Annotated in this window: 15 protein-coding genes and 1 pseudogene; 13 read left to right on the top strand and 3 right to left on the bottom strand. The window is 39.3% G+C overall.

Annotated elements, in window-relative coordinates; genetic code table 11:
- Positions 1 to 5 precede the first annotated feature (5 nt).
- The 3 genes from KDN43_RS12220 to KDN43_RS16470 all read right to left on the bottom strand — a co-directional run bounded on the left by KDN43_RS12220 (position 6) and on the right by KDN43_RS16470 (position 1327).
- On the bottom strand, positions 6 to 284 hold the full coding sequence (locus KDN43_RS12220) for an NVEALA domain-containing protein (RefSeq protein WP_238866500.1): 279 nt from the start codon (positions 282 to 284) through the stop codon (positions 6 to 8).
- Between the two features lie 355 nt (positions 285 to 639).
- A complete protein-coding gene (locus KDN43_RS12215) occupies positions 640 to 1212 on the bottom strand; it encodes a S26 family signal peptidase (RefSeq protein WP_256448708.1) in 573 nt (190 codons plus the stop codon).
- Complete coding sequence (locus KDN43_RS16470; protein WP_256448707.1) at positions 1199 to 1327, bottom strand: S26 family signal peptidase; 129 nt, start codon at positions 1325 to 1327, stop codon at positions 1199 to 1201. The genes KDN43_RS12215 and KDN43_RS16470 overlap by 14 nt, the downstream gene beginning before the upstream one ends.
- Positions 1328 to 1392: 65 nt before the next feature.
- On the opposite strand from KDN43_RS16470, the gene KDN43_RS12210 reads away from it, so the two are divergent.
- From KDN43_RS12210 to KDN43_RS12150, 13 genes and pseudogenes are all read left to right on the top strand, one after another.
- Complete coding sequence (locus KDN43_RS12210; protein ID WP_238866498.1) at positions 1393 to 1653, top strand: hypothetical protein; 261 nt, start codon at positions 1393 to 1395, stop codon at positions 1651 to 1653.
- 376 nt (positions 1654 to 2029) lie between these two features.
- On the top strand, positions 2030 to 2464 hold the full coding sequence (locus tag KDN43_RS12205; RefSeq protein ID WP_238866496.1) for a LexA family protein: 435 nt from the start codon (positions 2030 to 2032) through the stop codon (positions 2462 to 2464).
- Positions 2464 to 3717 (top strand): Y-family DNA polymerase, encoded by a 1254-nt coding sequence (locus tag KDN43_RS12200; RefSeq protein WP_238866494.1) that lies wholly within the window; start codon positions 2464 to 2466, stop codon positions 3715 to 3717. The genes KDN43_RS12205 and KDN43_RS12200 overlap by 1 nt, the downstream gene beginning before the upstream one ends.
- A 274-nt stretch (positions 3718 to 3991) precedes the next feature.
- Positions 3992 to 6226, top strand: a complete 2235-nt coding sequence (locus KDN43_RS12195) for a patatin-like phospholipase family protein (protein ID WP_238866492.1) — start codon at positions 3992 to 3994, stop codon at positions 6224 to 6226.
- A 610-nt stretch (positions 6227 to 6836) separates the two neighbouring features.
- Positions 6837 to 7424, top strand: coding sequence for a TetR/AcrR family transcriptional regulator (locus tag KDN43_RS12190; RefSeq protein WP_238866489.1), 588 nt, complete (start codon positions 6837 to 6839; stop codon positions 7422 to 7424).
- A gap of 71 nt (positions 7425 to 7495) precedes the next feature.
- A complete protein-coding gene (locus tag KDN43_RS12185) occupies positions 7496 to 8779 on the top strand; it encodes a TolC family protein (RefSeq protein ID WP_238866488.1) in 1284 nt (427 codons plus the stop codon).
- 41 nt (positions 8780 to 8820) lie between these two features.
- Entirely contained in the window at positions 8821 to 9717 is an 897-nt protein-coding gene (locus KDN43_RS12180) for an HlyD family secretion protein (RefSeq protein ID WP_238866486.1), read from the top strand.
- A gap of 100 nt (positions 9718 to 9817) precedes the next feature.
- Positions 9818 to 10720: an ABC transporter ATP-binding protein gene (locus KDN43_RS12175; protein ID WP_238866484.1), complete on the top strand. Its 903-nt coding sequence runs from the start codon at positions 9818 to 9820 to the stop codon at positions 10718 to 10720.
- Between the two features lie 23 nt (positions 10721 to 10743).
- Positions 10744 to 11460 (top strand): annotated as a pseudogene (locus KDN43_RS12170) (ABC transporter ATP-binding protein); the annotation flags it as partial.
- 58 nt (positions 11461 to 11518) lie between these two features.
- Complete coding sequence (locus KDN43_RS12165) at positions 11519 to 12625, top strand: ABC transporter permease (protein WP_238866481.1); 1107 nt, start codon at positions 11519 to 11521, stop codon at positions 12623 to 12625.
- 136 nt (positions 12626 to 12761) lie between these two features.
- On the top strand, positions 12762 to 13898 hold the full coding sequence (locus KDN43_RS12160; RefSeq protein WP_238866480.1) for an ABC transporter permease: 1137 nt from the start codon (positions 12762 to 12764) through the stop codon (positions 13896 to 13898).
- Positions 13899 to 13973: 75 nt separating this feature from the next.
- Positions 13974 to 14885 (top strand): phospholipase A, encoded by a 912-nt coding sequence (locus tag KDN43_RS12155; protein WP_238866479.1) that lies wholly within the window; start codon positions 13974 to 13976, stop codon positions 14883 to 14885.
- 270 nt (positions 14886 to 15155) lie between these two features.
- The gene (locus tag KDN43_RS12150; protein ID WP_238866478.1) at positions 15156 to 15467 is read left to right on the top strand and encodes a hypothetical protein; all 312 of its coding nucleotides are present in this window, start codon (positions 15156 to 15158) and stop codon (positions 15465 to 15467) included.
- The last annotated feature ends 64 nt before the right edge of the window (positions 15468 to 15531 follow it).

The raw sequence follows: 15531 nt of genomic DNA, 5'->3' as shown, positions 1-15531 counted from the left end.
TAATTTTAGTTGAGTCTACAGCCTCCTGTTATTCCACTCTTATTTATTTTGGTATCCGAACATGTACCGCACCAAAACTCTCGTGTCCCATGACTACTTTCTGTACCTTGCTTACAATCGTAGTATCCTCCCCCTCCTGATTCACTATCAGCCAATGCTTCCACATTAGCTAATGCCAAATCCGAAAGATTCGCATCGTTGTTCACACTCTTGGTTATTCCCATTCCTGCAACTGCTACCAATGCTATTGCGAAAATACTGCTTAAAATTGTTTTTTTAGTCATAATAAATTCGTTTTTAATGATTTTGTAAATTTTGTTGTTGTTGAATCTGTTTCTTTGCTATATCTATCCTTTCGATAGCTCAAGCCCGTAGCTTGTTATGTTTGTCTGTTTTTTCTTCGTTGACTATCACCTTTTATATGTGTTTGTAAGGGGTAAAAATAGAACTTCATAAAGAATTAGCAATAAATTATAACTCATTTATAACTCATTTCATTAAATTGACAGATAATGAGCAATATATATTGTCGCTGTTTGTTCTATAGGTCACAAAGAACGTGTCTAGCAGTTAAAAGAATGACAACTTATGCTCCTAAGAAAAAGCGTTGAGATGTTGTTAAAATTCTGTTCTTGGGGATTATTCTATCTTTTTGAATACCCTATTCCATCGGATTTTAACGGAATAAGGCTCTTTTGATTTCCAAATAAAGGCGGCCTTACCCACAATCAGATCATCGGGGAGTAAGCCCCAATAACGGGAATCCTGCGAGTTTTCTACTTTGTCGCCTCCCATAAAATAATAATTGTGCGAGAAAATATACGATGGAAGTGGAGTAGCATTGTCCCACAATGTATCTTTGCTGAGGGTAAGCGGATAACCTTTCTCCCACTCTATTATTTTTTTATATAAAAGGCTGTTTGTTCTCTCCAACACTATTTTATCTCCTTTTCGGGGGATGTACAGCGGTCCAAAATCTTTTATATTCCAATTGAGTGTGCTATCCCAAGGGAATGTGTGAAATACACCATCGGGCAACTGTTTTTTTGTTTTTCTGCTTAGTGCCCGTTCGGCGGTTACATTTCCATAATTTTTGCTTGTATCGGAATTTACCACGTAAAATCCGTTGATTATTTGGAGTGTATTGCTGGGAATTCCAATACACCTCTTTCCCTTCCACGGCATCGAACAGATCGAACTACCGGGCGCCATAAGCCAGTTTGTTTACCCATACGTAATCGCCGGGAATGATTGTAGGCTCCATGGAATCGGTGGGGATTTTGTACGAACCGAAAACAAATACGCGCAGCAGGATGAAACTAAACACCAAAATTGAGGTGTAGTAGAAGCATTGGCTGCTTTTCTTCTAATGTGCAAGCACAAAACTACAAGTTGAAAAAGCAGAAATACGATTATAAGATGTACGTACCACAACCGGGAGACAAACACAACCCTATTGTGATGGGATTTTCCTCTTACTTTGTGCCCGGATTGGGACAAATGCTAAGCGGTGAAGTTGGACGTGGATTAGCTTTTTTGGGAGGTACTTATATTGAAAGAAGAATGGTGGCATCAAAGCCCATGCCATCATCCGTTATGAAGATAACCAACCCTGTTTCATTTGTTAAGATTCTATCTCAATTCTACCTTTAACGAGAATTATTTGGAATATAAATAATTATGTATTACTATTGCATACACTTTTTGTTCATACCGAAAAGTGCGAGGCAGAAATGCCGATAATTTTTTTCTTTATAAAAATTTTTAAAGTTATTAATTACTTGCGATGTCCGTATGAGAATATAGATATCGCTTTTTTATGGTTTTGTTTAAAAAACCTATATAAAACTTACCGGGAAAGTTGCACTTCTAAATTTAACTTAGAATGTTTTTAAAGAAAATGAGTGCTTATTCCAAATCACTGTTGTCCGATAAAACTTTTTTGAATGGCGGCACGAGACAGTATAAAAATAAAAAATAGCATTAAAATTATCATTCCCATATAATAAAAAAACCTTACATTTGTTCCATGCAAAAGGAACTGAACACCCAGAAAATTGAGCTGATCCATCATAAAAGCTCTGAACAAAAATATCCTTACATAGGAAATGTTCAGGCCGGATTTCCTTCGCCGGCGGATGATTTTTTCCACGATTATATCAGCCTTGACGAGTTGCTGATAGACCATAAGGAGACAACTTTTTTTGCCAGGGTGGCCGGTAGTTCCATGAGCAACGATTTCAACGACGGGGATCTGCTTATCATAGACAAAAGCCTGGAGTGGGAAGAAAACAAAATTGCTCTTTGTTTTATCAATGGAGAATTCACATTGAAACGGATAAAACTAAAGGACGGGAAATGCTTCCTGGTCCCCTCTAACCAGGATTTTCCCCTTATCGAGGTTAATTACGAACAAGGTGTAATCATCTGGGGAATTGTAAAATATTCAATACGCAAACATTGATGTACGCGCTGGTAGACTGCAATAACTTTTATGCTTCGTGCGAGAGGGTGTTTAATCCCACGCTGAACGGCAAGCCTGTTGTTGTTCTTTCAAACAACGACGGATGTGTTATTGCTCGCTCCAACGAAGCTAAAAGCATTGGAATCCCGATGGGTGCACCGGCCTTTGAGTATGAATCGGTGTTCAGGCGAAATGATGTGAAGGTGTTCTCGGCGAACTTTCCACTCTACGGAGACATGAGCCGCAGAGTGATGAGGCTGTTGTCCGGTTTCACCCCCGAACAGGAGGTCTATTCCATCGATGAATGTTTCCTGAACCTCGGCGGGATCGATACAGACCTGCAACAATATGGCCTGCAGATGAAAATGCGGGTAGAAAAGGGCACGGGCATTCCCATAAGTATTGGCATAGCGCCGACAAAGGCACTTGCTAAGGTGGCAAACCGTATTGCGAAAAAATTCCCAAAGGAGACTGGTGGCAGCTATGTGATCGATACCGAAGAGAAAAGGATAAAAGCCCTCAGATGGTTGAAAGTGGAGGACATTTGGGGCGTGGGGAGAAGAAACGCAAAAAAACTTTATGCCATCGGTGCTGAAAGAGCGTTCGATTTTGTCCTGCTGCCCGAATCATGGGTGCTCAAAAACATGACGATCACCGGATTGCATCTTCAAAAGGATTTAAAGGGAATACCCACGCTCGAAATGATACCTGTGGAGAAGAAAAAGAGCATCGGCACCACCCGTACCTTCGAAACGGATCTCCGCTCCTTTGATGAGGTGAGAGAGCGTATAACCACTTTCACATCGATGAGTGCCGAAAAGTTAAGAGAACAGCGATCTCTCTGCAACAGAATGGTAATTTTCCTTGAAACAAACCGGTTCAAGGAAACTGAAACGCAATATTTCCCATCAATACTGATAAGACTGCCTTTCCCTACCAACTCCACGCTGGAGTTGGTGAAGTTTGCCAACATTGGATTGAAACAGATATACAAGCAGAACATCTATTTCAAGCGCGGGGGGGTACAGTTGATGGATTTTGTTGATGCCAATGAGTTCCAGCCATCCCTCTTTTTCAACTCCGATCTTAGGCACAAAAAACTGATGGAGGCAATCGACGGATTAAACCGGAAATACCACAAAGAGGTGGTTCGACTTGCCACCCAGGACACACGAAAGCACAAGATGCGGCAGGAGCTCCTCTCTAAACATTATACCACCGACATTAACGACATAATTACCGTAGAATTATAATATTCTGAGTCCGTATTAAAATATCTGAAAAACGGAACCACCCTAATGACATAAGGTTTTTTTAAAAAAACTACTGACCGTTTAAATCGCTACTAAACCTTAATTATACTTTTAAATGCTGATATTTTGTGTTAATTTTGCATTTTTATTTTATAAGTAATAGCAGGCATTTTTACTGATGTTACACTATTTCGGATTTTCGGATAATTGCATCGGGATTTTGATCATTCTGGCCTTATATATTTGCCGTTACTTAAATTCTATATAACAGGAGATGAAAAAACTGACTACAATATTGATGATCATCGGTTGTTTTGCTTTTGCCGCTATGGGACAGGAGCAGCAACGCAAACAGGAGCAGCAACGCAAAAAGGTGGGAGTGGTGCTAAGTGGCGGATCGGCAAAAGGATTTTCACATGTGGGCGCATTAAAGGTGTTGGAGAATGCCGGTATTCCCATCGACTATATTGCCGGTACCAGTATGGGGGCTGTAGTGGGAGGACTATACGCAGCAGGCTACAGTGCAAATATGATTGATTCACTTATCCAGATTCAGGATTGGAGCTATCTTATGCGCGACAATATTTACCGTGAGAACCTGTCTGCATCTCAGAGGAATCATCAAAAAAAATATATCGTATCCCTACCCTACAGGCTAAAACTTAAAGAAAGAAGCAGCAAGGTGAGCCTTCCACAGGGTGTTTTTACAGGGCAAAATCTATACAGCCTTTTTCTGAATATGACTATCGGCTATCAGGATGAAATGGATTTCGACTCTCTTCCAATCCCTTTCGGTTGTGTTGCAGCTGATTTGCTTACTGGTGAGGAGTTTGTTTTCAGGGAAGGAATTCTGCCCGAGGCCATGCGCGCAAGTATGGCTATTCCGGGCGTTTTTACACCGGTAGAGAGGGACAGCATGGTATTGATTGACGGAGGTGTGATCAATAATTTCCCGGTTGATGTAGCAAGGAGTATGGGAGCCGATATTATAATTGGTGTAATTATGCCGTCAGATGAGAAATCAGTACACAGCCGTGGCAGTATTACAGAGGTTACAGAAAACATCTTTAATTTTATCGGGCAGCAAAAACTCCAGAAGAACATAAAAGATACCGATCTTATGATTTTACCACGTATCCACCCATATGGGTCCATGGATTTTCAAAGACCTGCCATCGACTCAATTATCTCTCGCGGTGAACAGGCAGCTATGGAGAAATGGGATGAGCTGATTGCCTTAAAAGAGTCACTTGGATTGGAGGATAGTAGTAAAATTGAAAGGGAGAATAAAAATCCCTATATCCATATCGATACACTTATAATCGATAATATACGCATTGAAGGTGTTTCACCTGTAGAGGAAAAGCAGATATTACGCTGGATCTCTGTCAAAGAGAATAGAGTAACTCGGAAAGATTTAGATGGCATGACCTCACGGATATATGCCAGCGGGCTCTTTTCACGTGTTTATTATCGTCTCGACGGGGATCAGCCTTTCGATCTTGTTTTTTTTGTCGAAGCTAAAGAATCAAATACCCTCAATATGGGTGCATACTTCGACACCAATGATATGGCGGCTGTTTTTGCCAATACAACAATTCGCTTAAGCACATCGCTGAATTCAATGATTGATATTACAGCACGACTTAGCCGCGATCCCTATCTTATGGCAGACTATTCAATAAACAGTGGCATCTTCTATAAGGCTGGCGCCAACTACAGGATCAGTAAAAACGATCTGAGTATATATGAAAGAGGCAAGCTTGAATATAAGATGTCGGTCAACCGAAATTCCCTGGATCTAAATTTTTCTGAATTATATTTTGGCAATTTCAGGCTGCATCTTGGTTCCCGGCTTGAGCATTTTCACCTTTTCAATGTCTTAGGGCGTATTGTAGATGAAAATTATACAAGAATAAAAGACAAGCTATATATAAACTATCAGCTCGATGGAGTTTATGATAATCTCAATACCACTTATTTCCCTTCATCGGGACAGTACTTTTCGTTTCGTTATTCAGTTAACACTGATAACTTCCTGAAGCTTGATAATGATTCGCCTTTAAGCATTTTGGAGATGAATTTTTACAAACCTGTTTATTTAGCTGATGGTATCTATATTACACCCCGTGTTACATCACGGTACATAATGAACGACAGCGTTCCCCTAATGTACCGTAACTTTGTCGGCGGCAGATTCGATGATCATTATTTACCACATCAAATTTCACTTCAGGGATCATCAGGAATGGAGATTTTAGACAATATGGTGTTCTCTGCTGATATAATGGGGCACTATAATTTCAAACCGAATAACTATCTCTATGCAAATGTAAACTATACTGTACATAATAATCATGTTTACAACCTTTTTGATGGTAAATCATATTTTGGGGTCAACCTTGGTTACTCCTATCTTTCAATTGTGGGCCCCCTTAGAGTTGAGTTCGGATATTCAGGCCTTTCACGTAAATTCCACCCCTTCCTGAGTCTCGGGTATTATTTATAAATACATCAACCGAAGATTGTGTAATTGTATCAGTTACTGCGAATTGGACAATATTGTTATCTATGATGAGATAATGCTTCGTTAGACCTTCATCTTTAATGATGATAGCCAATATGTTATGCCTAATTTTCAAAAGAGCCATGCTTTCTTGATTTTCAGGGAATTATGATAACTATTTTAAAAGATTACCAAAGTATTGATGACATTAACCTGGAATATTTTATTTACAACTTTTGCATGTAACCATTAAATGCAATTATAGCTTGAAGATATGATATATGAATGTTTTTTGTTAAAACAAATGTATATTTTCAGGTAGGGAGGGGAAGTACTTTGGAAAAAACAGCAGACTGTCTCTAAAATGGCAGACTGTCCCTAAAACAGCAGACTATCCTTAAATGAGCAGACTGTCCCTAAAACAGCAGATTATCTTTAAATCAGCAGACTAAATTTCAATTTATTAAGAATAATGTGACTGATTTTACTTTAAATCATAATAATAATAAAAAAGCATATGAAATATATCTAATGATTAAACATTTGATTAAAACATTTGTTTAACCAAAAGACAAGATATAAATTTCTCATGATCAAGAAAAATTAATGAAGAATGGAGACTAATACAACAGAACAGAAAATTATCAGGGCAGCCGATAAAATATTCACACAAAAGGGGTATGCTGCCACAAGAACAAGAGATATTGCTGAAGAGGCAGGTGCCAATCTGGCACTTCTTAATTATTACTTTGGTAGCAAAGAGAAGCTTTTTAAACATGTGGTAAGAGAAAAGCTAAAGATGTTACTTGGTGCAATGGGGCCAATTTTATCTGATGATAATATTTCTCTTGAAGATAAAATAATGTCTATCACTGAAGGATATACCAATCTGTTGCTTGAAAATGAGGAACTCCCAATTTTTATACTTAATGAATTGTCGGTAAACAAGGAACTATTTGTGGAAATAACACAAAATACACGGCAGATTGCTCAACCGGTTATTGAAAAGCAGTTGAAAGAGAAAGGTGTTGAAATATCAGCAACTGATCTGATAATTAACACGCTTAGCCTTACTATGTTTCCGTTCGTTGCTAAGCCGTTGATAATTTCTTCGGGATTGGTAAAGGATGAAAAATTTAAAGAGTTTGTGACCGAAAGAAAAGATAAAATCTTACGATGGATAACAAGCATAACCAAATAAAGAGATAAAACCAACATGATCAAAGATTACATCTGACAATAGTATAATAAATATAATAAAGAGATGAAAATATGAGACCAAAAACATTTCTGTTATTCTTAGGATTGATCTGGCTAAACATTATACTGGCATCGGGACAGGTCATCACACTTGATGAAATGCAGGTAAAAGCTAAAACAAACTACCCTGCAATTGCAAGATACAACATTATTGAAAAAACTAGGGATTTCAGCATAGATAATGCAAACAGGGGGTATCTCCCGCAGGGTTCTATAAGCTCACAGGCAGCCTGGCAGTCAGACGTTACAAAAATCGACCTGGATCTTCCGATTGAATTTCCTTCCATTGAAATTCCTGTACCAGATCAGGATCAATACCGATTAGTGGCTGAACTGAACCAGACTATCTGGGATGGAGGCAACATTACCGCTCAGAAGAAGAGCCTGACAGCTAACTCTGAACTAGAGATTAAAAAACTGGATACTGAAATTTACGCTTTGAGAGAGCGTGTAAACAATCTCTATTTCGGTATACTACTAATGAAGGGAAATCTGCAGCAACATGAAATCCTGGAAAAAGAACTGCAACGCAATTACGATAACGTACAGGCCTATGTGCAAAATGGTGTGGCAAACGTTTCCGACCTCAGCACGGTTAAGGTGGAACAGCTGAAAGCGGGACAGCAGAAAATCAGCCTTGAATCCACACTTGATGCATATATCCGGATGTTATCGGTGATGACGGGAGAGCCACTTGATAAAGATATGACTTTTGTAAAACCAAACCCCGAAACCGATTTAATATCTCCTATCATCAACCGTCCAGAATTAAAGATGTTCAACGCGCAGGAGGAAGCTATTGAGTCGCAAAAATTGCTATTAAAGGCTAAGAATATGCCGAAGTTGGGAGCCTTTGCACAGGGTGGCTACGGAAAGCCGGGATTGAATATGTTCGATAACGAATTTTCACCTTACTTTTTGGGTGGAATCCGCCTGATATGGAACTTTGGAAATTTGTATACATTAAATAACGATAAAAAAATTATTGATTTACAAAAAAAGGCAGTGAATACTCAAAGAGAGGTCTTTATGCAAAATTTGTTTATGCAGATACCGCAACAGCAGATAGAGATAGAAAAATATAAAAAGACAATGCAGGATGATGATGAAATCATTCGCCACCAAACATTTATTCGCAAGGCAGCAGAGGTGAAGGTGGAAAATGGCACACTTACCGTTTCGGACCTTATGAGAGAGATAAATGCTGAAGAGGCTGCCAGGCAATCCAAAACGCTTCACGAAATTCAATATCTAATGTCGGTTTATTCACTGAAACATTCAACTAATCAGAACTAAAAGTAAAACTATAAAAAAAGTAAACAAATAAATATAATCATATGAAACCAAATTTTTACTTGTTATCTGCATTATTAACCCTCCTCCTATTTTCATGCAGCAAAGGCAGCGGTGAATATGACGCTACCGGATCGTTCGAAGCTACAGAAATTATTGTCTCGTCTCAGGCAAGCGGATGTATTCTGGAATTAAACGTAAACGAAGGAGAACAATTGCAAATGGGACAGATAGTAGGCCTGATAGATAGCACCCAGCTCTACCTTCAAAAGATGAGCCTCCTTTCAAGTGTAAAAGGGGTACGTGCCCAGCATCCAGATATTGAAGCACAGACAGCAGCTTTACAGGATCAGATAAAAACATTGAAACGGGAAAAAGCGCGGGTAGAAAGATTGGTTGCCGCAAATGCTGCCAATCAAAAACAGCTTGACGACATTGAATCTCAATTAGAAGTTGTGCAGAGTCAGCTATCAGCACTGACATCCACATTGCAAAAAAACAGTGCCAATATTTCTGCACAAAGCTCCACTCTAGATATTCAGATTGCACAACTTGAAGACCAACTGGAGAAAACCCGTATCACTTCACCTATCTCAGGCACTGTACTTAACAGGTATGTCGAGGCTGGTGAACTTGCTACCATGGGTACTCCCCTCTTCAAAATTGCAGATACAGGCACGCTGTTCCTGAGGGCTTATGTGACAAATGACCAGCTTGCACTGATTAAACTTAATGACGAGGTAACAGTAAGGGTAGACAACGGTAAAGGAAATATGAAATCATACACGGGTGCAATCATCTGGATATCAAACAAATCAGAGTTTACACCCAAGACAATACAGACTAAAAACGAAAGGGCTAACCTTGTATATGCCTTAAAAATTGCTGTTCCAAATGATGGTTATCTGAAAATAGGCATGTACGGCGAAGTCAAATTCTAAAAAAAGAGAAGAAAAAACTCCACTACACATTTGTAAAAAGAATACTCTTACTCTGAAAGAAAAATAATATGGACCTGTACGTCCTGTTAAAAACAACAAAATGATCGAAGTAAAAGATTTACATAAGAGTTACACCAAAGGTAAGGTGAACGCACTGAATGGAGTCACTTTCTCTGTCAAAGATGGGGAAATATTCGGAGTAATTGGCCCGGATGGCGCCGGTAAATCATCGCTCTTTCGCATTCTTGCCTCACTCTTGCTACCCGACAGTGGAATAGCTTTGATGAACGGACATGATGTAATAAAAGATTACAGGGAAATCAGGCAGATAATCGGCTATATGCCTGGTCGGTTCTCTCTCTATCAGGATCTGAGCGTGGAAGAAAATCTGACATTTTTTGCCACCCTTTTCAACACCACCATAGAGGAAAATTACCATCTGATCAAAGATATTTATCAGCAGATAGAACCCTTTAAAAACCGGAGAGCAGGAGCGCTTTCGGGAGGTATGAAGCAGAAGCTTGCATTAAGCTGTGCCCTAATTCATAAGCCGGAAATCCTTATCCTTGATGAACCCACTACAGGGGTAGACCCGGTTTCGAGAAAGGAGTTCTGGGATATGCTGAAACGACTGAAAGAGCAGGGCATAACCATCCTGGTTTCAACTGCATATATGGATGAAGCCGGTAGATGCGACAGAATAGCCCTGATGCGTGAAGGGGAGTTTATCGCGAACAACACCCCACAAGGAATTATCGATGATTACGCCGAGACATTATGGTCGGTGGAAGGAACTGGGATGTCAGCATTACTCAGTGAGCTCCGTTCTCATTCCAAGATAAAAAGCAGCTTCGCTTTTGGAGACAAGATTCACGTCACAGTTGAAGGCGGGCTAAAAACCGGAGAGCTTAAAGAATACCTAACAAAAAAAGAATTCAGCGACGTAAGAATTGATCCTATCCAGCCTACCGTGGAAGATTGTTTTATGGCATTAACCATTTGAATATGAAAAAAGTAATTAAAATATCGAACCTAACGAAAAAGTTCGGCAATTTCACGGCAGTGGACCATATATCATTTGATGTTGAGGAGGGAGAAATTTTCGGGTTTCTCGGTGCAAACGGAGCAGGGAAAACCACTGCAATGCAGATGCTTTGCGGTATCAGCATGCCGACAGCGGGAGAAGGGACTGTAGCGGGATACGATATCATTAAAGAGAATGAACTGATAAAACGGAATATCGGGTATATGAGCCAGAAGTTTTCTCTTTATGAAGATCTAAAAGTATGGGAAAATATCCGCCTTTTCGGTGGCATTTACGGCCTTACCGACAAGGTGATATCAACAAAGACCGATGAGTTGCTTAAAAGGCTCGATTTTAAAGATGAACGTAACACGCTGGTGAAATATCTACCCCTTGGCTGGAAGCAGAAGCTGGCATTTTCTGTCGCCATTTTTCATAAACCGAAAATTGTCTTTCTGGACGAACCGACAGGTGGAGTCGATCCGGCTATGCGGCGACAGTTCTGGGAGATGATCTATGAAGCAGCCGACCAGGGAATCACGGTATTTGTAACCACGCACTACATGGATGAAGCAGAGTATTGCAACCGGGTCTCAATAATGGTAGACGGCCGCATCGATGCCCTGGATACACCGGCAAAATTACGTGGCCATTTTAACGCCGGCTCAATGGATGAAGTATTCAGGCAGCTGGCACGAAAAGCAAAACGGGGCGATTAAGCCGACAATGCCCGTACCTATCGCAACGGCTGCAAATTGATATTTAAAACATCAAAAAATGAAACAATTTATTGCATTTGTACGCAAAGAGTTTTATCATATTTTCCGTGATAACAGAACACTTCTCGTAATACTTGGCATGCCGGTAGTGGAGATACTGTTATTCGGATTTGCTATCAATATGGAAGTACAAGACATTCGTGTGGCGGTTTACGACCCCACCCCCGACACATTCACTAATGGCATTGCTGAACGTATCCAGCAGAATGCCTATTTCAATTATCTTGGGAAAGTGTACTCCATGGAGGAGATGGGGGAGTTGATGCGTAAAGGAAAACTAGATCTGGCAGTGGTATTTCAGCAAAATTTTCAGGAGGACCTGGTGCACTCAGGTGATGCAGCTGTGCAGTTGCTTTCAAACAGCTCCGATCCAAACAGGGGATCTATAGCTGTTACCTATGCAACTGCAATTATAGCCGGATATCAAAGGGAGCAAACGGGGCTGATGCAGATGCCGTTTCAGATTTTGACCGAAAACAGGATGATCTATAACCCACTCATGAAGTCATCGTATATGTTTGTACCTGGTATAATGGGATTAGTGCTGATGATCATATGTACCATAATGACTTCAGTTTCCATCGTTCGGGAGAAGGAGAGAGGAACAATGGAGGTGTTGCTTGCATCGCCCCTGAAACAAGGGACTATGATCTTTGCCAAAACAATTCCATATATGGTTATATCCTTTATTGATTTTATAATTATTCTTCTTCTGAGCTATTTTGTTTTAGATGTGCCTGTTAATGGCAATCTTTTGCTGTTCTTTCTGATTGCGATCATCTACATTGCACTGACCCTGTCTTATGGACTGACCGTTTCAACGCTGGTGGATAAACAGGTAAACGCAGTTATTGTCTCGGCTATAACAGCAATGGTTCCAGTACTGATGCTTTCAGGGATGATATTCCCTATCGACAATATGCCGATGGTGCTGCAGGCTTTATCTACTATTGTACCTGCACGATGGTTTATTGAAGCAGTACGTAAAGTGATGATTCAGGGACAGGGATTAATGATGGTCTGGAAAGAGATACTTATATTAATTGGAATGATATTGTTCCTGTTAGTGGTTACAATCATAAATACTAAAAAAAGGCTGGAGTAAAGGTTTAACCAATTACAGATTATCAACAGATTATTAACATGTTGCCAGTGCATCATCAACAAATTATCAACAAATTATCAACAGTTTAATCCGTGCAAATCGGAACTGGAACATTATTACTGAATGGTTGAAAATTATGAAAACAATAAAATTCCTAATAGAAAAAGAGTTTAAACAGATGTTCAGGAATCCTATGATTCCAAAAATGATTGTTATGTATCCGGTTATGGTGTTGCTGGTGTTCCCGTGGGCAGTAAGTTTCGAAATAAAAAATATTAAAATTGATGTTGTAGATCATAGCAAGAATGTATATTCTAAAAGACTGACCGACAAAATTGCATCTTCTCGATACTTTATCCTTAACGACACTCCGCCCAATTACCAGACAGCAATGTTGAATATGGAACATGGCGAAACAGATATGATCCTGGAAATACCCACTTCGTTCGATATGGATCTGGTAAAAAACAAAGCATCAGGAGTAGGCATGGCAGTCAACTCGGTAAACGGCACCCAGGGCCTGTTGGGTAGCAATTATATTATGCAGATTGTGAACGATTTCTCATCGGAACTGTTAGGTGAACTTATGCATACAATGCCTCCGCAATCCAGAGCCTCAATAATGCGAATGCCAAAAGTAGATATTGTTCCCCAGTTCAAGTTTAATCCTGCTCTGGACTATAAATTCTTTATGATTCCAGGTTTTATGGTGTTACTCCTCACACTTATCTGTGGCATTTTACCCGCACTGAACATTGTGTTGGAAAAAGAGAACGGTACCATTAACCAGATCAATGTGACCCCGGTAAACAGAATAGTGTTTATTCTGGCTAAACTTATTCCTTTCTGGATTGTAGGCCTTGTTGTCATGATAATTTCAGTCTCAGCATCATACCTGCTGTATGGGCTCTGGCCCACAGGAAGTGTTTTAGCTGTACTTTTCTCAGCTGTTGTCTTTATCATCTCCATATCAGGGCTGGGAATCATCATCTCAAACTATTCCTCAAATATGCAGCAGGCAAGCTTTCTGGTGATGTTCTTTATTCTTATCCTTATCCTGCTTGGCGGTATGTTTACCCCCATATCAAGCATGCCCGAATGGGCCCGGTTGATTGCATACGTCAACCCGTTTACCTACCTTACAACTACCTTTCGCATGCTCTATCTGAACGGGAGCACGTTGGCTGATGTATCGGGGAATCTGCTTAAATTGGGAGTAATTGCAGTAGTATTGAATGGTTGGGCAGTAGTCAGCTATAAAAAAAGAGGATAAACATTAGCCAACCGGCTCAGCCATACCCTAATTTTATGAAATTACGTACCATTTAAATAATAAAATTGCCCTACAATGAAACATAATTTTTTATTTAGTGTTGTGCTGATGATGTTTTTGTTAATTCCTGAAATAATGTCACAGCCTGAAGTAGCTCTTTCCGATTCAACAAAAAGGCCGCTCATGAATATTGTTGATTATTTAAAATCGAAAATAGAACAAGAGAGACAAGAATTGGTTATGACGGAAGGTGAGATTATCCGGTACATGGATGGTTTGCCCCCTTTTTCTATATATAAGGATAACTTTTTTATTACCGGCATCCCGCTCAACAAAGGAATAAACAGGGAAACAGCCGATGCTAAATTTCAACTCAGTATCCGCCACAGGCTTACATCAAGCCGATTGCCTTTCGATACTTTTCTATATCTTACTTATACTCAAAAATCGTTTTGGGATATCTACCGCGATTCTGCCCCATTCAGGGACAGCAACTATAACCCGGGCATCGGGCTTGGAAGATATATTATTGTTGATAACCGGCTGACTGGAGCAGCTTTTTTGCATTTAGAACATGAATCCAACGGCCGTGACAGTCTTGAGTCGAGAAGTACTAATTGGATTGGCTTCTCAGGAAAATATTTTTTAACATCGAATCTTGCTGTCGGTTTCAAAATTACAATTCCTTTTTTTACCGGTAAAGAAAACAGCGACTTGTACGATTACAGAGGAACTGGCTATTTCAACGCCGACTTAAAATCATCAAATAATAAATGGTGGCTTTCAGGCACATTCAGTCTTATAAAGAGCGTAAAGACAATCAATCTCAAACTTACTGCCAGTTATAAGATCTCAGACAGATTCAATCAATATATTTTTGGTGAACTGTACAGTGGTACGGGCGATAGTTTGCTCGATTACAAAAGGAAAGACTTGCAGTTAAGAGCGGGGATATGTATAAAGCCCGATTTTTATAATCTGTTTTAAATTTACTGTACTGAAAAGAGAAGTTGAAAATGAGAAAAACTGCAGCATTTTTATTAACTTTGCAACCTATTAAATTTTTCACTATATTTAATTAACACTTATATAATCAGGCAAATGGGCCATGTAATTAAAAGACAATTCTGCAGTTAATAATCAAGTAGTTACGTGTAATTCTTTGAAGTAATAGCGAGCAATTGTAAATATAAATCATGCTTTTTTTATTTTACCCAAACAGATTGTAACTGGGAGTACAGCAAAAAAATGAGTCCTATGAAAATTGCCATTTTTTATAAAAGAAATAAATTATGCCGCCTCTCTGAGAGTAATGTCAATGTGACAATTTTTGATCAGGAAAGCGAATCGGTAAATGGTGTCAAAAGCCTGTTTTTTGAAGAAAATTCGGTAAAAAATGCATTGCTTTTCTTATCAAACGAATCTATTGATATGATATATGTATCAGAAATTGACGATGAGACGGGAAATAGAATAAGAGAAGATGGTATTGCAATTAAAACTGCACATATGCTCTTGCAAGACAAACTTTTCAATACTCTTTCCCTTTCCTGCGGCAAATGTGACTAAAAGATCTGATTTTTATCAATTAATCTTATTTCTTAATAAAGAAATATTCTATTACAAATTTTTT

The sequence above is a fragment of the Proteiniphilum propionicum genome, assembly GCF_022267555.1.
GTDB classification, from domain to species: domain Bacteria; phylum Bacteroidota; class Bacteroidia; order Bacteroidales; family Dysgonomonadaceae; genus Proteiniphilum; species Proteiniphilum propionicum.
Note: the sequence above shows the minus strand (reverse complement) of the source record. Positions and strands in the feature narration are given on the sequence as shown.